This window comes from Shouchella lonarensis, assembly GCF_900096965.1.
GTDB lineage: Bacteria > Bacillota > Bacilli > Bacillales > Bacillaceae_D > Shouchella > Shouchella lonarensis.
Genome location: NZ_FMYM01000003.1, coordinates 194,320 through 219,378, shown reverse-complemented (window position 1 = coordinate 219,378; position 25,059 = coordinate 194,320). Strand labels below are relative to the sequence as shown.

General features: G+C 47.3%; 10 protein-coding genes. 6 read left to right on the top strand and 4 right to left on the bottom strand.

All coding sequences use genetic code 11. The features are described from left to right. The first annotated feature begins 31 nt into the window (after positions 1-31). From BLT29_RS04090 to BLT29_RS04080, 3 genes are read left to right on the top strand one after another with little or no spacing between them, the layout of a single operon-like run. On the top strand, positions 32-631 hold the full coding sequence (locus tag BLT29_RS04090; RefSeq protein ID WP_090775044.1) for an ECF transporter S component: 600 nt from the start codon (positions 32-34) through the stop codon (positions 629-631). Continuing rightward, the gene (locus tag BLT29_RS04085) at positions 628-2,082 is read left to right on the top strand and encodes an ABC transporter ATP-binding protein (RefSeq protein WP_090775043.1); all 1,455 of its coding nucleotides are present in this window, start codon (positions 628-630) and stop codon (positions 2,080-2,082) included. The genes BLT29_RS04090 and BLT29_RS04085 overlap by 4 nt, the downstream gene beginning before the upstream one ends. Continuing rightward, on the top strand, positions 2,075-2,878 hold the full coding sequence (locus BLT29_RS04080; protein WP_090775042.1) for an energy-coupling factor transporter transmembrane component T family protein: 804 nt from the start codon (positions 2,075-2,077) through the stop codon (positions 2,876-2,878). The genes BLT29_RS04085 and BLT29_RS04080 overlap by 8 nt, the downstream gene beginning before the upstream one ends. Before the next feature lie 425 nt (positions 2,879-3,303). Here BLT29_RS04080 and kynA read toward each other — a convergent pair whose 3' ends face one another. Genes kynA through ytvI form a run of 4 tightly spaced genes read right to left on the bottom strand, consistent with a single transcriptional unit; the run spans position 3,304 to position 7,184 of the window. Continuing rightward, complete coding sequence (gene kynA, locus BLT29_RS04075) at positions 3,304-4,119, bottom strand: tryptophan 2,3-dioxygenase (protein ID WP_090775041.1); 816 nt, start codon at positions 4,117-4,119, stop codon at positions 3,304-3,306. Between the two features lie 5 nt (positions 4,120-4,124). Continuing rightward, complete coding sequence (kynB, locus tag BLT29_RS04070; protein ID WP_090775040.1) at positions 4,125-4,757, bottom strand: arylformamidase; 633 nt, start codon at positions 4,755-4,757, stop codon at positions 4,125-4,127. Beyond that, positions 4,757-6,043: a kynureninase gene (gene kynU / locus BLT29_RS04065; protein ID WP_090775039.1), complete on the bottom strand. Its 1,287-nt coding sequence runs from the start codon at positions 6,041-6,043 to the stop codon at positions 4,757-4,759. The genes kynB and kynU overlap by 1 nt, the downstream gene beginning before the upstream one ends. A gap of 13 nt (positions 6,044-6,056) precedes the next feature. Further along, the gene (gene ytvI / locus BLT29_RS04060) at positions 6,057-7,184 is read right to left on the bottom strand and encodes a sporulation integral membrane protein YtvI (RefSeq protein WP_090775038.1); all 1,128 of its coding nucleotides are present in this window, start codon (positions 7,182-7,184) and stop codon (positions 6,057-6,059) included. A 330-nt stretch (positions 7,185-7,514) separates the two neighbouring features. On the opposite strand from ytvI, the gene BLT29_RS04055 reads away from it, so the two are divergent. From BLT29_RS04055 to BLT29_RS04045, 3 genes are all read left to right on the top strand, one after another. Beyond that, a complete protein-coding gene (locus BLT29_RS04055; RefSeq protein ID WP_090775037.1) occupies positions 7,515-10,118 on the top strand; it encodes a non-ribosomal peptide synthetase in 2,604 nt (867 codons plus the stop codon). After that, positions 10,111-23,928: a non-ribosomal peptide synthetase gene (locus BLT29_RS04050; protein WP_090775036.1), complete on the top strand. Its 13,818-nt coding sequence runs from the start codon at positions 10,111-10,113 to the stop codon at positions 23,926-23,928. Before BLT29_RS04055 ends, BLT29_RS04050 begins: the two co-directional genes overlap by 8 nt. 135 nt (positions 23,929-24,063) lie before the next feature. Then, positions 24,064-25,047 (top strand): F510_1955 family glycosylhydrolase, encoded by a 984-nt coding sequence (locus BLT29_RS04045; RefSeq protein WP_090775035.1) that lies wholly within the window; start codon positions 24,064-24,066, stop codon positions 25,045-25,047. Positions 25,048-25,059 lie beyond the last annotated feature (12 nt).

Below are 25,059 nucleotides of genomic sequence, written 5' to 3'. Positions count from 1 at the left end.
TTTTGTCATTTGAAAGGAGAGAGTCTTATCAATGAAGAAAAAGCAATTAACATTAACTGATATTATTGTCACAATTATGATTGCCGTTGTTTTTGCGATCGTCTATCGTTTATGGACACCGCTCTATGATATTGTTTCGGTAACGGGGTTACAACTTCACCAATTGATTTATGGAATGTGGTTTATTGCTGGACCACTTGCCATGTTAATCATTCGCAAGCCAGGGATAGCCATTTTAGCTCAAACAGCAGCGTCGGTCGGGTCATTTTTAGCAGGGTCTCCATATGGACCGCTCTCCCTACTCTTATACGGTTTCTTCCAAGGACTTGGGGCAGAATTGGCTTTTGCGATGTTCCGCTACCGTTTGTATCACATGGGTGTGGCCATTTTAGGCGCAATCGGTGCTTCAATTGCATCATTTTCTGTTGACTATTTTAATGATTATTTACTGGATTATACGACATGGAACTTATCAATTCGAGTGATCCTCCGTACGGTCAGCGCCATTCTTATTGCCGGTGTGTTTGCGACAGCACTTGTTCGCGCGCTTGAAAAGACAGGTGTCGTTCAGCTCATTCGGCCCGTTTCACAAGCAGATTACGCACGGCTAGACGCGAAAAGGAAGCAATGATTGTGTCCGATCCTGTGATTCAGTTAGAAAATGTTGTCTTGACTTATCCGCAAAGTGATAACTTGTTGTTTGATGAACTCAGTGTAACCGTGCAAAAAGGGGAGAAAGTGCTCTTGCTCGGTCCAAGCGGATGCGGAAAATCGACGCTTCTCCAAGTGATGGCGGGGTTGATTCCGCGGGCAGTTGAAGTGCCTTTTAAAAGTGATGTGGCCACAATTCCTGCAGAAGCAGGAATTGTGTTTCAAGATCCTGACAGCCAATTTTGTATGCCCTATGTGGATGAAGAGTTAGCGTTTGTGTTAGAGAACCGTCAAGTCGCTCGCGAAGACATGCCTGCTTACATTGCGTCCTTATTGAAGCGAGTTGGGTTAGATGTGGCGCCACATACAGCGATTTCCACGTTGTCACAAGGCATGAAACAACGACTCGCGATTGCGTCAGCACTTGCATTGGAAGCTGATGTCCTATTTTTAGATGAACCAACGGCATTGCTTGATCCTGAAGGGACCGTTGCTGTATGGGAAACGGTTAAGCAATGCACGGAAGCGCAAACGATCGTGATTGTGGAACATAAAATTACGCATATCCTCAACTTCATTACACGCATCATTTTATTTAACGCAGCCGGAGAGATCATTGCTGATGGTGCGCCGGACCATATTTGGCAAACGTATGAAGAGGCGTTTGACGAATACGGGATTTGGCATCCGCATTCGTGGAAGCACCACTTAGCTGCGACGCATTTGCCACGAGTAGCAGTGGAGAAGGGGCCACAACGTTTGTATGTGCACGAGTTCCATGCTTATCGTCGGAAAAAAGTGGTCAGCCGTGTCGCGTGTGCCGATGCAAAGGCAGGACAATGGATCGTCATTACTGGAGAAAATGGGGCCGGGAAAACAACGCTGTTGTATGCGCTCATGAACTTGCTCAAAACGAGTGGGACGTATGAAGTAAATGGGAAGCAAGTGGACAAAAAGCGTATCCTCGCACGAGAGATTGGCTTTGTATTTCAAAACCCAGAATTTCAATTTATTACTGATGAAGTGGAACAAGAGCTATATGCAGGTACACCTGGAAAAAGTGACGAGAAATATAAAGAACGTGCGACAGCGCTGCTTGACACATTTGGTTTGACAGCATTCAAAGCGTCTCACCCCTATCGGTTATCAATTGGTCAAAAGCGGCGCTTAAGTGTCGCAACGGCACTCATGCATACGCGTGACATATTGCTACTTGATGAACCGACATTTGGTCAAGATGCCTATCATACCTTTGCGTTACTTACCCAACTCGAGTCATTTCGTGCGAATGGGGGAACGGTTGTGATGGTCACGCATGATGAGGAGATTGTGACCCATTATGCAACCCACGTATGGGAGATTTCTAAAGGGAAAGTGGTCAAGCAGTATCCAAATGAGCGGCGGATGACTAAGGAGGGCGCTCATGACTGAATATAAATGGGAAGAAACGTGGCTAAGTCGGATTAATCCGAGCTTAAAACTTATTGTGACGATGGTACTACTAGTGGGCGTTATTTTCGTCCATAATCCCAATGTATTAATACTTGTTGTAGTCATAGCGTTATTTACTTTATTTACTTTCTCTGGCCATCCGCGCTTGTTTGTATTGTTGTACTGTTTGCCATTTATACTTGTGTTTGTGTCAGCATCGACGGCGATGGTTTTCTTTGGTAAAGGTGAGACGACGTGGTTTCATATGGGCATTGTTCATATTACTGAGGAGAGTTTCTATCGCGGAATTCATTTAGGTTTACGTGCACTCACATTTGCAACGTTTGGGTTATTATTCGCGTTAACAACAAAACCCGTCTATTTATTTTATTCATTAATGCAGCAGTTACGCTTGCCACCCCATTTTGCGTACGGCTTTATGGCTTCGATTCGGATGATCCCGATGATGGTGACGGAGTTTCAAACATTGCGCTACGCGTATCAAATTAGAGGGATCGCGGCTCGGCGTGGGGTGGGCGGAATGTATGACATGCTGCGCTTTTATAGTGTACCTTTACTCGCTCAAGCGATTAGACGAGCCCAGCGTTTGTCGGTGGCGATGACGGCGAAACAATTTTTCTTAAAACAAAAGCGGACGTATTTTTATAAACTGCATTTTCAACGCGAAGATATTATATTTGTCGGAGGGTGTATACTTGCGGTAGTATCGGCTATTTATTTTTCCACAGTGGAGTGGTGGATTCCTGTTCATGATGTGAGGTATGTGGGCGTTTAGTATAAATTACACTTCGCAGCATTATTTGTGCTAGTGGGTATGAAAACAGACAGCGTTTTTAATATGTGACATGCTAGTGTTAATAAACATTAGCCATCCTTTTTAATGGATCAACAGAAACACCCAAAGTGTTGAATGCACACTTTGGGTGTTTCTGTACAAGAAATCTTAGCTTTGAACGAAAGTGCCGGTATGCTTGATACCATTTTCAAGAAAGAAACCTTTCTTGAATCAAAAATGAAAGCAGCGAAGGAATGAGTGTCTCATTCTTCTAGGATACATTATGCAGCACTGAGGTCCGATGTGTCAGCTATGAATAAAAAATGGGTCTTCTGTTGAGTAAATTCCGAAGGGACAATGATCTTCTTACACATCTAGCCATAGAAAAGCTCTCCCAAGTGCTCTGGTGTCTACGGTCTAATTTTTCACAACGTTGTCCGTACTTTCCAAAGCTCAGGGAAAAATTGCTCATCCAATACAGCTTTCAAATAACCAACACCGCTCGAGCCGCCGGTGCCTTTTTTCATGCCGATAATGCGCTCAACGGTTTTCATGTGGCGGAAGCGCCATTGTTGGTGCCAGTCTTCTAAGTCAATCAACTTCTCAGCGAGTTGGTATAGATCCCAATAACGATCGATGTCTTCGTATACTTGTTGCCAAGCATACAATACCGATTCGTTTTCTTCATGCGTGTTCCGAACGTCGCGCGTTAGCACTTCTTCGTCAATCGCGAGTCCCGCACGAGAAAGGGCGCGAATCGCTTCATCATACAAGCTCGGTGCTTCGTAAGCAGTGCGCAATGTTTTTACGAGTGCTTCGTCATGTGCATAAATCTTTAAAATATGGTCTGTCTTTTTCCCAAGCGCAAATTCGAGCTGGCGATGTTGGAATGATTGAAAGCCAGACGCATGTCCGAGGGAATCGCGAAATTGTTTATATTCCGCTGGTGTCATCGTCGCGAGCACGTCCCATGCTTGAATAATTTGCGATTGAATTTTGGAGACGCGTGCGAGTTGCTTGAAAGCTGGTTGATAATGATCTTGCTGAATGGCTTTTGTCGCGCCGTCTATTTCATGCAACATAAGTTTCATCCATAATTCACTCACTTGATGGATGATAATAAAGAGCATTTCATCATGCTGATTTGATAACCGTTTTTGACTTGCGAGCAGTGTATCGAGCCCTAAATAATCACTGTAGCTCATATCTTTTTTGAAGTCGGTATGCATGTTTTCAGACATTGATTTCACTCCTTTGATTGAATAGGTCGAAGCACAGCGCGGACAGGGCTACCATCTGCACCGACAAGACGAAGCGGTAAAGCGATGAGCTCATAATACCCAGAAGTGACGTGCGCCAACTGAATATTTTCCAAAATGGCGATGCCTGATTTTGCTAATGCATGATGCCCGGCGAGCTCTTTACTTGTTGGCTCATCGACACTAGGGACGTCGACACCGAGTAAAATGACACCCATGGTTTGTAAATAAGCGGCAGCTTCCGGCGTAACGGCAGGGAGCGTGTCTGGGAAAATATGTTCATTTGTTTGTGTCTTCGTTTTCACTAACAGTCGTTTCGTGTTTTTCGGGACGATTCCCTCAAGCAACGATTGTGAAATTTCTTTGACCCCGATCGCTTCAATGACATAGGCGTCGCCGATATATGTCGATAACGGCAGCTCGTCAATGCGATCCCCGTTATCATCAAAATGGAAAGGCGCATCGACGTGTGTGCCGGTATGCGCGCTCATCTGAATTGAACCGACATTAACAGAGCCAGTCGTTTCTTTTGTGGCAACGAGCCGATAGGAAAAAGGTGTATCTCCTGGCCAATGGGCAATACTTGCGGACAGCGGTTGGCTAATATCAATCCAAGTCACTACGCAATCACCTCGCGCGTGTTACTAAATCGCTCATACGTTTTATCTTTCATAATTTGTCGTAGTGTAATGACGACAGTGTATACATCTGTAAATGAATTATACAATGCAACGGGTGCAATGCGAATGCCGCTCGGTGCGCGGTAATCAGGGATTACACCTGCTTGTTTCAGCGCTTTACAAATGCGCGCGGCTTCTTTATGCTCCAAATAAATGTGCCCGCCCCGTTGCTCGTGGGCGATCGGTGTGCGAACAGTGAACACTTGTGTTTCTGGGAATGCAGCAAGTAGTGCGAGAAAGTAATCTGTCAGTTTCAGTGACTTTTCCCGAACTGCTTCAAGGCCGACTTCTGCAAAAAGTTCAAGTGCGCCGATAAGTGGTGCGAGCGAGAGGAGGTGGGGCGTGCCCATTTGGAACGCACCCGCTCCGTCTCCTTGGGTGAATGTCGGTGACATATCAAATTGCTTTTCTTTGTTAGAACCGAACCAACCCGCTAATCCAGGCATCCGGTCGTGGTGGCGACGATGAACGTAGAGACCAGCGACACTACCAGGGCCACCATTAAGATGTTTATATGTGCACCAGACCGCAAAGTCAACGCCATCCGCACTTAACGTATGCGGGATGGAACCAATGGAGTGGCATAAGTCAAAACCAATGATGATCCCTCGAGCGTGGGCAGCGTCGGTGAGCTTTTTCAACGATAAACGTTGCGCACTTCGGTAAAGAACGGACGACAAAAGGACGACAGCGACTTCTTCATCCATCGCAGCGATGATGTCGTCTTCACATAACGTGTGCCCATCCTGGCTCTCAACGACCCGCAAATGTGTTTGTCCATCGTCATGGTGCAAACGGAGATGAGACTTGATTACATAAAAATCAGTTGGGAAATTCAGTGCATCCGTGACGATTTTGGTCCGTTTTCCTTCGGGACGGTAAAATGTGGCTAATAGTTGGTGCAAGTTTGATGTTGTGGAACCGGTTGCGATCACTTCATCAGGATGTGCGCCAACGAGTGATGCGAGTGCTTGCCCAATCCGTTCTGATAAAGTAAACCAAGGATACGTGCCTTCCCCCCAACCATCAATACCGTGCTGTTTCCACATGGCAAACACCGATAAGACAGCTTGCTCGGCCCGCTTGCTACATAGACCAAGCGAGTTTCCATCGACATATGTGATGCCGTCTTTTTTATAAAACTCAGTTGCATAAGGACGGAGTGGGTCTTTTTCGTCAAGTGCTTGGGCGTGTGCGAGGGTTTGTAATTGGGACATCTCATTCATCTCCTTTACAGCATCATTTTTTTTCAGGGGTAAACCCTTCACGAACAAAGGTAAATACACTTTGAATGATGCCAATGTCATACAAAATGACGATGAGCACCAGTATAATGGGACCGATAAATAAACCGGCGGCACCAAATAGTTGTAAACCAACAAATAGCGAAATGAGCAAAGCAATCGGGTTTAAATTCATGTGTGCGGACAGTAGTTTTGGTTCAAGCAACTGCCGCACAATGACGACAATCGTATAGAGGATGAGCAAACCGACCCCACCTGAGACATCGCCTGTAATAAATAAATAAAGAAACCACGGAATCAAAATCGTTCCTGTCCCCACGTATGGCAGGAGCTCGGCAATTCCGACAACGATGGCAAGCATCCATGCATTCTCAACTCGTAAGATGAGTAAGGCAAGAAAAACAATGGTTGCAGTCACAATCATGACGACAATTTGTGCACGTATGAAACCGAATAAACGTAGCCGCATCGCCTGGACAAATGCTTTTGACTTGACTCGAACGGTATGGGGCGTATGACGTTCATATATCGATTCATAAAATCCCCAACTCTTTCCCATGAAATAAATACTTAGCATAATAAAGAAAAATGCCACAAGAAAGCTTGGAACCCCGAGCAACAAATGGGTGACAGAATCAAGTGCTGCTTGTCCGATATCGCCTAATGTTTTCACAATGACAGTTCCTAACTGATCGATTCCTTGAATAACGACGTGTTGAGAGTTTTCATCAAACGTATCAAATAAACCGAGAACTTCGCGCCAATGCGGCCAAATCGTTTCATTAAAAAATAATTGTGCCTTTGTTGTTCCTTCTTCAATCCAAGTGGGGACTTGTCTAAAAAATTGACTTAAATTGTAATAAATAAGAAACGCTAGACCACTCAAAAAAGCACTAATTGTAAGGATCCCACCAAGCAAACCAAATAAACTTGCTGAACCTGAATTAAAACGCAATTTTTCTTGCAAAAAACGAACAAGTGGTTGCAACATCCAAGCAAACAAAGCGGCAATCCAAAAAGGGTACGTGAGAGAAAAGACACGCGCAAATAACCACATAAAAATAATACAGAAGAGTATAACGACTGCCGTACGCACAGTCATCCATATGATATTTTTTGACATGATCGACTCCCTCTCTTTTAAGCGACGAAAAACGATTACTATGGACTTCATTGTAGAGTGCAGTTTGGAATATGTCAATTCCACAGCCTAGAAGGTGCCTTAATATTCTACAAACATTTTTGCTACAAATCTTTACAAGAAATTAATAAAATATCTCCTTTTTCAGCAGGAACATTGCTATTTTCGTCGAATTAACTACTATGCGGAAAAATTGGAGGTGGATAGGGCGCTTTGCAATCACGCAACGAAGTGCAAATGAGCTTATCGAGACGCGTTCAAAGAGTAAGGTAGAAAAAATCACATACGTGATCTTGTTAAGGGGAGAGAACGATGAAAATGAATAACATTGTAGACAATCGGCACGCGCCGAGTGATCTGCTAGGGCAACGCATGCAACAAGAACGAACGTACGCTCAGTTAGGGCGAGATCAGGAATACTTTACGGGTATAACGGCCATTCCTTTTGTAGCACAAGATGATATCAAGGAAGGTTACGGGCATCATTCTTTTACGATCCCGTCCGCGTTAACTGCTGCGCTAGGTCGCTTCACAAAGCAAGAAAATGTCACATTGTATACGGCATTACTCGCTGCCTTTTATACTTTATTATACCGTTATACGAGCCACGAAGACATTGCAATTGCAACACCCGCCATGGATCAACCAGGCGCCAATATACGCATCATTCGTGCTAGTGTCAAAGGCGATAGGCGTTTTCTTGATCTATTACACGGGTTGGTTGCTGCTGATGCATATCAAGAGATGCCGGTTGAAGCCGATGCGGCATCATCATATCAAGTATTTTTCGCACTACAAAACGGTGTTGCTGGGGTCGCGCGATCGACGGATCTTTCATTAACGTTCCAAGAAGAAGGGACACATTTTGTTGGCCGTCTGGCGTACAATAAGCGTTTGTTCACAGCCGAAGCAATCACACGGATGGAGCAGCATTTTTTAACATTGTTACGAGCCATTGTCGATGAGCCAACAAAACCCATTGCGGCATTGCCATTGTTGACAGACGCCGAGCGCCATCATTTACTTGTTGAGAAGAATGAAACGAATCAAGCATTTCGTTTTGATATGACGTTACCCGAACTATTTAGCGCACAGGTGAAAAAGACACCTAAAGAGGTTGCTGTTACATTTGGTGATACTTGCCTTTCTTATGAAGCGTTAGATGCAAGAATCACGCAACTTGCAGCATATTTACGGGCGACCGAAGTGAAAAGAGGCACCGTTGTTGGTTTACTTTTACCTCGATCGATTCATATGGTCGTGGCGCTTCTTGGTGTGTCAAAAGCCGGCGGGACGTATGTACCGATCGACCCAGATCATCCAACAGAAAGAATCTCTTACGTGTTACGCGACAGCGGCGTCACGTTTGTCTTAAGCACGTCACAAATGGATGTACCCTTGGTAGATGGGTTGAAACGCATCAATGTTGATGAACTGTCCTGTCATGCTGCTGGACATGAGGAAACGTGGACGTACACACACGATGAAAATGACAACGCGTACATCATCTATACATCTGGTTCGACTGGGCAACCAAAAGGTGTCATGATCTCTCATCGTGCGGTGACAAATTTTGTTTATGGAATCACAGACTTTCTTCCTTTTCAACCGGGCGAGCGGATTGCTTCGGTCGCAACGATGTCATTTGACCTATCTTTATTGGAAACGATTGTGCCGTTAACAGTCGGAATGCAAGTGGCGATTGCCGACACAATTGAACAAACAAATCCAGCACACTTTCATCAATTTATTAGCAGAAACGAGATTGATTGGCTGCAATTTACCCCGTCTCGTTTACAAATGATGTGGGGTGATGGGTCTGCTTTTTCACGATTGAAAGGGATGCTCGTTGGGGCAGAACCGTTATCTCAGGCGTTGCTAGACAAGGTGAACCAATCATTTACCGGCGACATCTATCACCTATACGGTCCGACCGAGGCAACAATTTGGTCATCTGGAAAATTGCTTGATCCTACGGCACCGATTGATTTAGGTCAACCATTTGCCAATACAGAAATATATGTGCTCGATGCATCGTTATCACCGGTGCCAACTGGTTTTGCCGGTGAATTGTATATCGGTGGGCTCGGACTGGCACAAGGTTACGTCAACAAGCCAGCCTTAACGGAGCAAGCATTCATCCCTCACCCTTTTAAACAAGGGCGGCGTCTATACAAAACGGGTGATGTTGCGCGGTATTTGGAGGATGGCACGTTACAATTTTTAGGCAGAAAGGACGCCCAAGTAAAAATCCGGGGCTTCCGTATTGAATTATATGAAGTGGAACATGTGTTGCGTGCGCACAGTGCGGTCCAGTCTGCAGCTGTCGTCGCGCGCGAAGATGCGACATTCGAGAAGCAGCTCGTTGGTTATATTGTGCCTACACCAGGAACGGACGTCTCGATCCAAGAGGTGCGCACATTTATGCAAAAGAAGCTTCCTACGTACATGATTCCGACGTTGTGGGTTAAGTTGGAGGAAATGCCACTGACGCCAAACGGTAAGGTGGACCGAAAAGCGTTGCCTGCGCCAAATATGGATGGTGCGCATGGCGAAAAGCCATCACAAGCGCCATCAACACCAGTAGAAACATTCCTTTCTCAGGCACTTGCGACGTTATTGGCATCAAGTCATATTGGGTTACATGACAAATTCCTTGATATTGGCGGGCACTCGTTGAAAATGACGCAGTTGTCGTCGCGAATTGAAAAGCAATACAACATCTCGGTGACGTTGCAAGACATTTTTGCTCACCCAAGTGTATACGAACTCGCGCGGTTTATTACGGAAAAACAAGCGGCGCACGTAGACACAGCGACGGACGAGCACACGACTGACTTGGTAGATACAATGAGTGAAGAGGAGATTGAAGCGATGTTAAATATGCTGTTAGAGGAGGGCGCTCGTCATGAGTGATAAAAAAGCTTTGTTGAAGGCTTTGTTGAAAAAACAAGGTGAGAAAAAAGTGCACCCGCTTTCTTACACGCAACAACGGTTCTGGTTGAGTTCAAAGATGGACGAGACGAATGCTGTCGATCATATTTCGCTCAACTGGCGTATGCACGGGGCAGTTAGCGTAAAGGTGATCGAAAAATGTTTCCAAACGCTTGTTTCTCGCCATGCGATGTTACGAACGACATTTCAAGCGCGCGATGGACAAGTATTACAAGTAACCGAGCCAAACGCGAAAGTGGCCATCAAACGAATAGATCTCGCACATACACAAAACCGGGAACAACAAGCGTATGCATACGTGCAAACGGAAGCGCACCGCCTTTTCGATTTAGAAAAAGGCCCACTTTTTCGTGTAACGATGCTTACGCTTGACGAGGAAGACCATTTTATTCTTGTTAACATGCATCATATCATTGCGGATGGTTGGTCCATTGATGTATTACAAGCAGAATTTGCGCGTCTTTACGAGGCATTTTCGGCTGGAGAAGCACCAGATTTGCAAGCGCTCCCGCAACAATATACAGACTTTGTGTTAACGCAAAAAAATCAATGGCAGCATGGCGATTTTGAAGCGCAACTTGATTATTGGCAACAACAATTAGCTGATGTGCCCGTATTGCAATTACCGACCGATCGACCACGACCACCCGTGCAAACGTACAACGGTCGGACGAAAAAGTTCCCATTACCAAAAGCGCTCGTCAGTGATTTAAAAGCATTGAGTCGGAAAGAAGGAACGACACTTTACATGACGTTGCTTGCCGCGTATTATGTGTTGCTTGCCCGTTATAGTGGACAAGAAGACATCGCAGTAGGGACGGCTGTAGCCAACCGGAACCGGGAAGAATTAGAAGGCATCATCGGGGCTTTCGTCAACATGGTTGTTTTACGCGCCAAAATGGATGCGGATATGAGCTTCGATTCGCTGTTACAACACGTCAAAGAAGTGACACTCGCCGCGCAGGCCCACCAAGATGTGCCGTTCGAGCAAGTCGTACAAGCAGTACAACCGGAGAGAAATGCCGAACATACACCGTTGTTTCAAGTTGCTTTTGCGTTGGAAACCAAAACGACTCCACTAGCAGCATTAGATGTTGACATTGACATGATTGATGTTTCATGGAAAACGAGTTTATTTGATTTGTCGTTAATGATGGAAGACCACGGCGACCATCTCGTTGCCGGGCTTGTGTATAATGTCGACTTGTTTAATGAAGAGACCATTGACCAGATGGGGCAGCAGTTACAAGTATTGCTTGCAAGCATTGTGCAGCGCCCGTCTGAAGCGGTGCAAGCGTTACCGCTCATGTCTGAGCAAGAGCGAGAGACGTTGCTTGTTCAGTGGAACGACACGGCGTGCCCATATCCAGCCGAGAAAACGGTCCCGGCTTTATTCGAAGAACAAGCAGCAACGAGACCGGAAGCGATTGCACTCATTGCGAGCAAAAGCAACGAGGTGATGACGTATCGCGAGTTGAATGCCCGTGCGAACCGAATTGCTCGCTTTTTAACAAATGAAGGCGTCGAGCAAGGAGACTTTGTCGGCGTTTGTATGCATCGTTCATTTGATCAAATCGCAAGCATCCTGGCCATTTTAAAAGTTGGCGGCGCGTACATTGGCTTAGACCCGGCGTATCCGCCAGAGCGCTTGCGTTATATGATGGAAGAAAGTGAGATGCCACTTCTTTTCACCGACCGTCATTTCGACACGACTGGCTGTGCATCAACGACGAAGGCGGTGTTGCTTGATCAAGTGGTGTTACCTGAAGAAGCAACAAACTTGCCTGAACTTATGTGTACACCGACAACCATTGCTAACGTTATTTACACGTCCGGTTCCACTGGCACACCAAAAGGCGTGTTGATCCCTCATCGCGGCATCGTACGACTTGTGAAAGGAGAAACGTGGGTGCCGATTACGCCTGAAGATGTTTATTTACAAGGCGCAAGTATCGCTTTTGATGCAGCGACGTTTGAAATTTGGAGTAGTTTATTAAACGGCGCAAAACTCGTACTTTTGGAAGCAGAACGGGCGGGTGTACAAGACTACGCTGATGTGATCAAGCAGCACCGCATTAGTACCCTATGGTTGACCGCAGGACTATTTAACGCGATTGTAGACGAACAAGTAGAAGCGTTACAAGGTGTGAAGTACTTACTCGCAGGTGGTGAGGCATTATCGGTGCCACATGTGAAAAAAGCAATGAACGTATTGGAAGGAACGCAAGTCATTAATGGGTATGGGCCTGCTGAAAATACGGCATGTACAGCATGTCACTGGGTGGAAGCGCGCGACTTAGACCGTGTGTCGATTCCAATCGGTCGCCCCATTGCCAATACAAATGTGTATGTACTTGATAGCGAGCAACAGCCGGTGCCGATCGGCGTCGTTGGCGAGCTTTATACAGGCGGTGACGGTGTCGCGTCTGGTTATTTGAAGCGGCCGGATTTAACGAAGGAGCGTTTCATTCCTCATCCATTCAAAAAAGGATCCGATGAAAAATTGTACCGGACAGGCGATCTCGTTCGCTATTTACCTGATGGTTCCCTTTCCTTTATTGGACGAGCCGATCACCAAGTGAAAATCCGTGGTTTTCGAATTGAATTAGATGAGGTGAGTGCGCTTCTCGGACAGCATCCAGACGTCCAAGCTGCGATTGCTCATGTACATGAAGATCCAGTGCGTGGTAAACAACTCATTGCATATGTCGTCCCAACCGATCAGGACCACCTTCAAGAAACAACATTACGCACACATTTACAAAAATCATTGCCCTCTTTCATGGTACCGTCTCACATCGTCATGCTACATGCCTTGCCATTGTCACCAAACGGAAAAGTTGACCGCAAAGCATTACCAGCACCGACATGGGGTACGTCTCATGACAACAAGCATGACAATGGTCCACAAACACCAGTGGAAGAAATATTGGCCCGCATTTGGACAGAAGTGCTTGGTGTCGAACGGGTGGCGCGTAACGATCACTTTTTTACTTGCGGCGGACACTCGCTGTTAGCGACGAAAGTTGTCGCGCGGGTCAGGAAATTGTTCAATGTCGACTTACCTGTACCCCAACTGTTCAAAACGCCGATCTTTGCCGATCTAGCCCGTGAAATTGAGCGATCGTTCGGGATGGCAGTAGAGAAAAAACCATTGACACGCCAACCTTATCAAGAACGGATGCCGCTTTCGTTTTCACAAACGAGCATGTGGTTTTTCGAGCAAATGTACCCCGGAAACCGTCATTATCACATGCCAATGTCGTGGCGTATTCGCGGGTCACTCAATGTATCCGTGTTGGAACAAAGTTTAAAAGCGCTTGTTGATCGTCATGCATCGTTCCGAACTGTTTTTACAAAGCAAGATGATGAAGAGGTCGTACAACAAGTCGTCCCGTCGTCCTTCTCGTTGGCTGTCATTGACGTTCGCAATGAGCCAGACAAGGAAGTGCACCTGCAGGCAGAACGTAAACAACCTTTTTCATTCACGACAGGCCCACTTTTCCGAGCGCAACTCGTGCAACGCGCGACCGATGATTATGAGCTTTTCATAAACATGCATCACATCATTTCTGACGGCTGGTCGATGGGGATTTTCATTCGAGAACTTCAGGCATTGTACGAAGCTTTTTTGGCTGGAAAGCCGTCTCCATTACGAGCACTGCCACTCCAATATACTGATTACGCGGTGTGGCAACGTGAGTGGCTGGAAAGTGGTGTGTTAGAAAAGCAAATGGATTACTGGCGTGAACAACTGGATGGGGTAGAGGTCTTACAACTAGCGACCGATTATCCGCGCCCAGCGACGCAAACTTTTACTGGGAAGACGCACATCTTTACACTGGATCAAAAAATGACTGCTTCATTACAACGTGTCAGTGATCAAGCGGGGGCCACGTTATATATGACGTTGCTCGCGGCGTTTCATATCCTTTTGCAACGATATAGTGGACAAGAAGACATCACTGTAGGAACGCCTGTTGCCGGTCGCAACGAAGCAGAAGTAGAAAATGTCATTGGCTTTTTTGTCAACACGCTTGTCATTCGGGCGCGCGTCGATGGCTCTTCCAGCTTCTTGTCATTGTTACAGCAAGTAAAAGAAACGGCGCTACAAGCGTATGTACACCAAGACGTGCCGTTTGAAAAATTAGTGAGCGAGTTAGATGCGGCGCGCGATCCAAGTTATTCACCGCTGTTTCAAGTGTTGTTTGCGTTGCAAAATATGCAAGTAGATACGTTGACTTTGCCAGACGTGACCGTGGAGCAGGTGAATGAAACAGAAGAAACCGCGCTATTTGATCTGTCATTAATGATGACAGAAATAGAAAATGGCGTTGTGGGTGAACTTGTATACAACACAGATTTGTTCTCAAGCGAACGGATTGCACTCATGGCCCACCATTTTCAAGTGTTGTTAATGGAAATTGTGGAACAGCCAACAGCAGCAATTGGGACATTGACACTCGTGTCCGCACAAGAGCGCGAGCAATTACTAACCGAGTGGCACGAAACCGTCACGCCAAGTGATGTCAATGGTTGTGTGCACACACTATTTGAAGCGCAAGCTGGGCGCACACCGAGTGCGATTGCTTTAGTCGACGAAGAACACGCACTTACGTACGGAACGTTAAATGCCCGCGCCAATGCGCTCGCGCATCGGTTAGTCACGGAAGGGGTAAAGGCAGGAGAGGCTGTAGGAATCTGCATGGGGCGTTCGATTGAGCAGATTGTAAGTATGCTCGCAATTTTAAAAGCGGGCGGCGCGTATGTGTGTTTAGACCCGGCGTATCCGCAAGAGCGTTTGCAATATATGATTGACGAAACAGCAATGAAGATGATTCTTGTGAACGGGGACGAGCAGCTCCATTTCCGGAACGTCGAGACGGTTTGTGTCACAACGCGGGTGCAACCTGCTGAAGATACAAACGACCTTACAATACAGGTGCAATCAAAAGCGACTGCCAACATCATTTATACGTCTGGTTCAACCGGGGCACCAAAAGGTGTGCAAGTAACACATCAAGGGATTGTCCGTTTGGCAAAAGATGAAACGGTCGTGCCACGTTCGTCTGAGGATGTATATTTGTATGCGTCAAGCATGTCATTTGACGCGGCCACATTTGAAATTTGGCGGAGCTTACTCAATGGTGCGCGCCTAGTCATCATGTCAACGGCACGACCAAGCTTGCAAGATTATGCGCACCTGATCCAAACGGAACGAGTAAGCGTGCTCTGGCTCACGGCTGGATTGTTTAATGTCATTGTCGATGATGATGCGGAAGCACTCCAAGGTGTGAAGTATTTATTAATTGGTGGAGAGGCATTGTCGACACCACATGTGAAAAAGGCGATGCACACATTACGCGGTACACAAATCATTAATGGCTACGGGCCAACGGAAAACACCGTGTTCACAACGTGTCACCAAATTAAAGAGGAAGATTTGGCGCGTCCGGCCATTCCAATTGGTCGACCGATTGCTGGGACGGATGTGTATGTGCTTGATGAACAGCAAACCCCTGTACCAATTGGTGTCGTTGGTGAGCTGTATACAGGCGGCGCCGGACTTGCGGCAGGTTATTTAAATCAACCTGAGTTAACGGCAGACCGATTTGTTTCGCATCCGTTTAAAGAGGGAACGAATGAAAAATTGTACCGTACCGGCGATTTGGTCCGTTATTTGCCAGATGGGACACTCACTTTTGTTGGACGTCGTGACGACCAAGTAAAAATCCGCGGCTTTCGGATTGAACTGGGTGAGGTAGAAGCAATTTTACTAAATGACGCGCGCATTCAAGCAGCTGTAGTTAGCGTGCATGAGCAAGAAGGGCACGGGAAGCAACTCGTCGCGCACGTCGTGCCAGAAAATGCCGACCTTGATCGACACCAATTGCGTGCCGATTTAAAACAACAATTACCACCGTTTATGGTGCCAGCAGCGATTGTCGTGTTGCAATCATTGCCGCTCACAAACAATGGCAAAGTCAATCGCAAGGCTTTGCCAGCACCTAATTGGGAAACAGCAGCCAATGAGGAAGGCACCGGTGCGCCGATCACGCATACTGAACACGTGTTGGTGGATATTTGGAAAGACGTGTTACGGGTGCCGCACGTCAGTCGACATGACGACTTCTTCGCGCGCGGCGGGCACTCTCTCCTAGCGACACAAGTCGTATCTCGTATTCGGAAAATGTTAGCGATCGACTTTCCATTAGCGGAGCTGTTCCGTGTGCCAGTACTTTCAGAGATGGCGCGGGAAATTGAGCGATCCGGCGGAACGACCGTGCGCGACGAGGCGTTTACCCCGGTGTCACGAGACGCGGCGGCATTACCATTGTCTTTTGCGCAACAACGGATGTGGTTTTTTGACCAAATGCATGAAGGTACTTGTCATTATCACATGCCTTCGCTCTGGCGACTTCGTGGTGCCATTGACGTTGCGTGTCTCGAAAAAAGTTTTCAAGCGCTGATTGAACGCCATGAGTCATTACGGACATGTTTTGTCGCTGCCGATGGACAAGATACAGTGAGCCAACACATTATGCCAACTACTTTTACACTACCAGTGATGGAAGTAAACAGTGAACATGGAGTCGAAGCATTTGTTGCGGATGATTTGAGCGCGCCGTTCAACCTGGCGACGGGTCCACTTGTGCGCGCAAGTTTATTAAAACTTGGGGAAGACGACTATCGACTATATGTGAATATGCATCACATCATTTCTGATGGTTGGTCGCTCCAGCTTTTCGTGCGTGAATTAAGCGAGCTATACGCGGCATTCGTTACTGACAAACCATCACCACTCCCGGCATTACCGGTTCAATATGCTGATTTTGCTGTCCGACAACGAGAATGGTTGGCACAAGGTGTGCTCGAAGCGCAAATGGCTTATTGGCAAAAACAGTTAGACGGCGTCAGCGTCTTACAATTGCCGACCGATTATGCTCGTCCGTCGGCGCAAACATTTACCGGGAAAACAAAAAGGTTTCAACTGCCGCTTGCACTCACGACATCATTACGGCAGCTTAGCAACGAAACGGGGACGACACTCTATATGACATTGCTTGCCGCTTTTCAAGCGCTATTGCATCGTTATAGCGGCCAGGAAGATATTGCTATTGGCACACCGGTGGCTGGACGTAACCGTACCGAAGTAGAAGGATTAATTGGTTTCTTCGTCAATACCTTGGTCATGCGGACACATGTGGCACCATCACTTCGTTTTAGTGACTTACTAACCCGTGTGAAAGAAACGACACTCGCAGCATATGCGCATCAAGATGTCCCATTCGATCAACTCGTGCAAGCGCTCGTCGTCGACCGTGATGCCGGTCATACGCCGCTGTTCCAAGTGTTGTTTGCGTTACAAAACACACCAAATGAAACGAGTCAACTTGGCGATGTTGACATGGACGCGATTACGCTTGAGAATGAGACCGCATTGTTTGATCTCTCACTTGTGTTAGAAGAAACAGGAGAAGCGTTGGACGGTTTATTCGTATACAATACCGCTTTATTTGAAGAAGCCCGGATCGACCGCATGATCGCTCATTTTCAAGCATTACTTGCCGCGGTTGTTGAAAACAATGAGACATCGGTTGCCGATATCGTCCTTACATGTGCGGCAGAGCAGCACGAATTGCTCGTCACATGGAACGAGGCCACCAAAGACGAGCCCGTTTCAAGTGCTGATTTTGTCCATACGGTCTTTGAAAAACGCGCTGCGACAACGCCAGAAGCAATTGCATTGCAACGAGAAAATGACACGATGACCTACGCTGCCTTAAATGACCGCGCCAACGGAATCGCGATGTTATTACAGGAGCAAGGGGTGAAAGTAGGTGACAAAGTCGGCATTTGTATGAGCCGCTCGTTCGATCAAGTCGCAAGCATGCTTGCTGTTTTAAAAGCAGGCGCGGTATACATTGGGCTCGATCGTGAATATCCAGAAGAACGGTTGCAATATATGATTGACGATACACATATGCCGCTTTTGCTTACGGAAAGTGATGTCGTCGCCAAACGGCGCTTACGTCATGTGCAACTCGTTTGCTTAGATAAACTGGGAATCGAACCGAAAATGACAAACATCGCAACAGCGCTGTCGGACAATACATCTTTAGCGAACGTCATTTACACTTCGGGATCAACTGGGAAACCAAAAGGCGTCTGTATTACCCACCGCGGAATTGTCGCCTTGCTGACGGGTGATACGTATATTCCGATTACTTCATCGGACGTGCTACTCTACGCATCTAGCCCTTCATTTGATGTAACGACGTTTGAAGTGTGGGGAAGTCTACTTAACGGTGCGCGCCTCGTATTGATGAGCGAAGCGAAAGCGAGTTTACATGACTATGAGCGTGTCATCCAAAAGGATCGCATCAGCACGCTATGGCTAACGGCCGGTTTGTTCAATGTCATGGTCGATCACAATGTCAAAGCGCTCCAAGGTGTGAAGCATTTAGTCACTGGAGGCGAAGCGGTCTCTGTTCCGCACATTAAGAAAGCACTTGAAGCACTGCCGGGCACGCGCGTACTCAATGGGTATGGCCCATCAGAAAACACCGTATGTACGACCATTCACTGGGTCGAGGCAGCTGATATGGCACGTCCGTCCATTCCAATTGGCCGTCCCGTTCCGCACACGGATGTGTATGTGTTAGATGAAGAGAAGCGACCGGTGCCAGCCGGTGTCGTCGGTGAATTGTATGTTGGCGGGATTCGCCTCGCGGCCGGCTATTTAAACCGCCCTGAGTTAACAAAAGAACGGTTCATTCCGCATCCATTTAAAGACGGCGCGCATGAAAAAGTATACCGAACCGGTGACCTTGTCCGTTATTTGCCAGACGGTACGTTGTTGTTTGTCGGTCGAACTGATGATCAAGTAAAAATCCGTGGTTTCCGCATTGAACTTGGGGAAGTGACAGGCGCACTGCTCGACCATGCCGATGTCCAAACAGCTGTCGCGCACGTACATGAAGATACGTCGCGGGGCAAGCAGCTCGTTGCGTATGTTGTACCAAAGAACCAAGCTACGTTTAACGTAGCAACATTGCAAGAAGATTTAAAGGCAAAGCTGCCGTCATTTATGGTACCAACAGCAATCGTCATCTTGTCTGCATTGCCATTATCGGCAAGTGGCAAAGTTGACCGGAAAGCATTGCCGCAACCCGATTGGGACGCGCGTCTTGATGCGCAAGATGATGTGAGCCCACAAACGCCGGTAGAAGAAATATTGGCGACGATTTGGGGCGATGTTTTAGGAGTCACGTCGATTCGTAAAAATGACCACTTTTTTGAGCTCGGAGGACACTCGCTTCTTGCTACGCAAGTTGTCTCACGGATTCGTCAGCTGCTTCACGTTGACTTCCCGTTATCGCGCTTATTCCAAGTGCCGCGACTTGCGGATATGGCGCGCGAGATTCAAGCGCAGATGGGCACAACGGTAGCTGAGAAAACCTTCTTGTCTGTACGCCGCGATGAAAAATTGCCGTTATCGTTCTCACAACAGCGGTTATGGTTCTTTGAACAAATGTATCAACATAGCTGTCACTACCATATGCCATCACAATGGCGGCTAACAGGCACAGTGAACACGGCAATTCTTGAACAATGCTTTACAGAAATGATTCGTCGTCACGAATCACTGCGGACAACATTTGTATCCGCGGACGGAGAAGCTGTCCAACTTATTCATGCACCGGAATCATTTTCGTTGCAAGTGATTGAAGCAAGTTGTGAAGAAGACGTCGCGGCGATCATTGACCGTGAGCGTACGCAGCCGTTTAATATCGGCACCGGACCGCTCATGCGCGCGATGTTAATTAAATGTGCGCCTGATCGTCACGAACTGTTGGTCAACATGCACCATATTATTTCAGACGGTTGGTCGATGGGAATTTTCATCCGCGAGCTATGTAGCTTGTATGAGGCATTTTCAGCGGGGCAATCATCGCCACTTTTGCCGTTGCCAGTCCAGTATGCAGATTTCTCTGTGTGGCAACGAGACTGGTTAGAAGGGGCAGTCATGCGTGAGCAATTGGCGTATTGGCAACAACAATTAAACGGCGTTTCCGAGCTACAATTGCCGACTGATTTTCCACGTCCGGCCGTGCAAACGTTTCATGGTGAGACAAAAATGTTCACGTTATCACCAGAATTAACAGCAGCCTTGAGACAGCTTAGTCGCGAAACAGGTACAACAATGTACATGACGTTGTTAGCCGCTTTTTACACGTTCTTGCATCGCTATAGCCAGCAGGATGACATCGCCGTTGGCACACCAGTAGCCAATCGCCATCACGGTGAAATTGAAGGGGTCATTGGCTTTTTCGTCAACACGCTCGTCATGCGAACGCAAGTCAAAAGTGAACGTACGTTCCGGACGTTGTTGCAACAAGTAAAAGAAACGACACTTGCGGCCTATGCACATCAAGATGTGCCATTTGAAAAGTTAGTAGAAACGTTGTGCACAAGCCGAGATACGAGCTTTACCCCGTTATTCCAAGTGTTGTTTACGTTGCAAAACGATCCAACAGATCGTGTCAAGATGGGCGACGTCACGCTCCAGTCTGTCCCGCTTGACAACAAGACAGCGCTATTTGATCTGTCACTCGTCATGACTGCACATGATGACCAACTGACAGGCGGTTTTGTCTACAATACAGCGTTATTTACAGAAGAACGAGTCGCTCGGATGATCGCCCACTTCGAAACATTATTGACCGCGATTGTCGCGCAACCAGACAAGGAAGTCGGGACGTTGTCGCTCATTCCTGCAGCAGAACAAGAGCAGTTACTAGTTGAGTGGAATGACACGGCCCATCCGTATCCGCGAAATCACTGTGTTCACACATTGTTTGAAGAACAAGTCGCAACCTCACCGGAAGCGATTGCACTGCAATCGGTAGATGAGACGATGACGTATCGGGCATTAAATGCGCGGGCAAATCGCATCGCCCATTTCCTCCTCGCACAAGGGGTACAACCGGGTGATTGTGTTGGCATTTGTATGAACCGTTCCTTCGACCAAGTCGCAAGCATGCTCGCCGTGTTGAAAGCAGGAGGCGCTTATGTCGGATTAGACCCAGAACATCCAGTCGAGCGCTTGCAATTCATTGTTGATGAAACCGCCATGCCGCTACTTCTAACCGATCAGCCGGTGAGCGTCGCGCATGTTTCGATCGTTTGCTTGAACGAACAAGAGATGCCAACGGTCGAGACAAACGTCACGGTGCCAAATGAAGCAACCGCTTTGGCGAATGTCATTTATACGTCCGGTTCAACCGGTAAACCAAAAGGGGTGTTAATTGCGCACCGCGGAATTGCGCGGCTTGTGAAAGGAAAAACGTGGGTGCCGATCTCGTCCAATGATGTGTTTTTATATGCATCAAGCATTTCTTTTGATGCATCGACATTCGAAATTTGGAGTAGCTTGCTTAACGGTGCGCGCCTCGCCCTCATGACAGCGAGCAATCCTCGTTTGCAAGATTACGCCCATATGATTCAAACGTACAATGTCAGTACGTTGTGGCTAACAGCTGGGTTGTTCAATGTCATTATCGATCACCATATTGAGGCCCTTCAAGGCGTGAAATATTTGCTCGTTGGTGGGGAAGCACTCTCTGTTCCGCATATCGAAAAAGCACACGCTGCTTTACATGACACACAAATTATCAATGGCTATGGCCCGTCTGAAAATACAGCATGCACGGCTTGTCACTGGATTGAGGCAGAAGATATGACGCGCCCGTCGATTCCGATCGGTCGTCCGATTGCTAACACGACGGCGTATGTGCTCGATCAAAATGAGCAGCTCGCACCAATCGGTGTTGTCGGTGAACTATACGTTGGTGGTGATGGGGTATCCCTCGGTTATTTGAACCGACCTGACTTAACGGCGGAGCGTTTTATTCCGCATCCGTTTAAACAAGGATCAAGCGAAAAGTTGTACCGTACGGGTGACCTTGTCCGCTATTTACCTGATGGCAAATTACTGTTCATTGGTCGAACCGACCATCAAGTAAAAATTCGCGGCTTCCGCATCGAGCTTGGAGAGATTGAAGCCGTGTTACAACAGCATGAGGACATTGACGGCGCGATCGTCATCGTCTCTGAAAATACCGTCGGCGATAAAACGTTGACCGCGTATGTAGCGGCAGAAAAGGGGATGGATGCAACAACGGTTCGTGCCCATGCCAAAGCGCATTTGCCACATTATATGGTTCCAACACATATTTTCACGCTGGAAGCATTCCCGCTCACGACAAGTGGCAAAGTCGATCGGAAAGCATTGCCAACCCTTTGTCAAGAGGAGCGCGAAGAAATTGCGCGCCCACAAAGCGAGACAGAACACCAATTACTGGCGATTTGGCAACGTATATTAAAGCGCCAACAGATCGGTATTCATGACAACTTCTTTGAATTAGGTGGACACTCCCTGCTTGCGACGAAGCTTGTCTTCATCATGAGTGAAGAGCTAGGCATTGATCTTACGTTGCGTCATTTGTTCGATCACCCAACGATTGCCGGCATGGCGCACATCTTGGAAGAACCGTCGCGCTTCGATGCAGAAGGAGAAACGCTTCAAGCGCAGTTTGAACAAGATTGTGTGCTGGAGCCAGACATTACCGCACCATTGCAAGACGCTGCACCGCCAAGCGAACAAGTCAAAACGATTCTTTTAACCGGTGCGACAGGTTTCTTAGGCGCTTATATGTTGCGAGACTTGCTGCAAACAACGCAAGCGGTGATCCACTGTGTTGTCCGCCATAAAGAGGGTGCTGCGCCACTTGAGCGCATCGAGAAAAATTTGCGCCGTTATGACTTATGGCAACCAGCTTTTGCCACACGTATTAAACCTGTCGTGAGTGATTTGGCGAAATCGCGCCTTGGTTTAAACGATACAGAATGGGCCGAGTTGGCAGCCCAAGTCGATGTCATTTATCACAATGGGGCTGATGTGAACTTCATGATGCCTTACGAGCAATCGCGTTACCCGAATGTATATGGGACAAAGGAGATCATTCGCCTTGCCGTCAGTAACAAAGTGAAACCACTTCATTATGTGTCAACGTTGTCTGTCTTCTCTGAGCCAAGTAACGATGAGACGCTTTTCACCGAAACGAGTGACCTCGGCTCACCTGATGGCTTGCACATCGGCTACACGCAAAGCAAATGGGTCGCTGAACATGTCGTCGCGCATGCCCGTGCACAAGGAGTACCGATTTCTATTTACCGCCCAGGTAGGGTGTCAGGCGATAGTGTCACTGGGATTGTCAATGAAAGTGACTTTTTATGGCGCCTCGTCCGTGGTTGTCTAGAGTTAGGCATGGCACCACGGATGGACGAAAAAATTGAAATGACCCCGGTCGATAAAATGAGTCAAGCCATCGTCTGCTTGTCGCAAAAAGAGACTGTCGGTGGGACGTACCATCTATTTAACCGACACAAAATCAAATTTGCCACGATCGTCGAAGCGATGAAAGCATTTCACGAAACGTTTGCGGAAGTGTCAACCGAGGCGTGGTTAGCAGCGCTTGAACAAGATGCGCGCCAGCATGAAACAAATGCAATGGCCCCGCTCATTCATTTGTTGAAAGAAGGCGGCTTCTCGGAAGCGCGCACCGCTTTTTCGAATGACAAAACGGTCGTCAAACTCGACCAATATGGCGTTGATTTCCCAATCCTCACCGCTGATATGGTCGCAAAAACGATTGCCCATTTCTACAAAACAGGCATACTCAAAGCAAAAACAACGACGATGTAACGAGGATACACCCGACTGCGCGTGCGATTGCAGTCGGGTGTCCTTTTTTGCCCACATTCTGTCACACTTTCTTCAATTGCTTCCCGTAGGCCCAACCGCTAAAATGGGGTTATATACGTACAGGGGGTAGAGGGTATGAAGAAGAAAGTATCACTATTTATGATCGGTGCACTAGCAAGTGTGGTTATCGTTGGTTGTGGGAATAAGACGGAAGAAAGCGGTGAAGTTTCAGAAAGCGGACCGTTTGCTGGAGACGATTTTTACCTTAAAACAGATTCCCTTGTCATGACGCATATCCACGGGTTAGGATATGCTGGGAATGACGACGCGGTCTATTTTGCGACACATAACGGCGTTGCAATATTAGTTGAAGACGATTGGTATGAAACCGCAAAAGAACGCAATGACTATATGGGGTTTAATGCGGTCGAAAGCGGTTTTTACACAAGTGGACACCCTGGTATGGAATCATCTTTTGAAGTCGATCCAATTGGACTTGTGAAAAGTACGGATGGCGGGAAAACACTAGAATCACTCGACTTGCTCGGGGTCACTGATTTTCATGTGAAGGGTGTTGGCTATTACACAAACACCGTTTACGCCTACAACCCGGCCCCGACTGATCGCCTGTCAGAAACAGGGCTTTACATGACAAATGACGATGCAAACACATGGACAAAGGCAGCGTCAAAAGGCTTGCCGAGCTTAGAAAATGAGCAAGGTCACGTCATGGGTGCAATTGCTGTCCATCCACGTGATGAAGCGATACTCGCTGTCGGAACGGCGGAAGGTTTATTCTTGTCAGAGGATGCAGGCGACACATTTACACAAGCGGACATCACGCCACAAGTCACCGCCCTTACTTATCAAGAGGACGACCTTTACGTTGCGACGTATGACCAAGTCGCAAAACTGGTACATCTCACTGCCGACGGCGCGCAACATGAACTAACGTTGCCTTCCATCGAATCAGACGATGCAATTAGCTACATTGCGGTGAACCCGAAAGATCCAAACACCATCGTCATCACGACCATGGAACTTGACGGTTACCGCAGCACAGATGGTGGCAAGACGTGGGAGAAGCTGTTCACAGAAGGAAACATAGATTCGAAGTAAATATCGTTGAAT

Excerpts from the sequence above, each read along its gene's own strand:
- BLT29_RS04090 (WP_090775044.1), top strand. The coding sequence starts at position 32 with ATGAAGAAAAAGCAATTAACATTAACTGATATTATTGTCACAATTATG.
- BLT29_RS04085 (WP_090775043.1), top strand. The coding sequence starts at position 628 with ATGATTGTGTCCGATCCTGTGATTCAGTTAGAAAATGTTGTCTTGACT.
- BLT29_RS04080 (WP_090775042.1), top strand. The coding sequence starts at position 2,075 with ATGACTGAATATAAATGGGAAGAAACGTGGCTAAGTCGGATTAATCCG.
- kynA (WP_090775041.1), bottom strand. The coding sequence starts at position 4,119 with ATGTCTGAAAACATGCATACCGACTTCAAAAAAGATATGAGCTACAGT.
- kynU (WP_090775039.1), bottom strand. The coding sequence starts at position 6,043 with ATGAATGAGATGTCCCAATTACAAACCCTCGCACACGCCCAAGCACTT.
- ytvI (WP_090775038.1), bottom strand. The coding sequence starts at position 7,184 with ATGTCAAAAAATATCATATGGATGACTGTGCGTACGGCAGTCGTTATA.
- BLT29_RS04055 (WP_090775037.1), top strand. The coding sequence starts at position 7,515 with ATGAAAATGAATAACATTGTAGACAATCGGCACGCGCCGAGTGATCTG.
- BLT29_RS04050 (WP_090775036.1), top strand. The coding sequence starts at position 10,111 with ATGAGTGATAAAAAAGCTTTGTTGAAGGCTTTGTTGAAAAAACAAGGT.
- BLT29_RS04045 (WP_090775035.1), top strand. The coding sequence starts at position 24,064 with ATGAAGAAGAAAGTATCACTATTTATGATCGGTGCACTAGCAAGTGTG.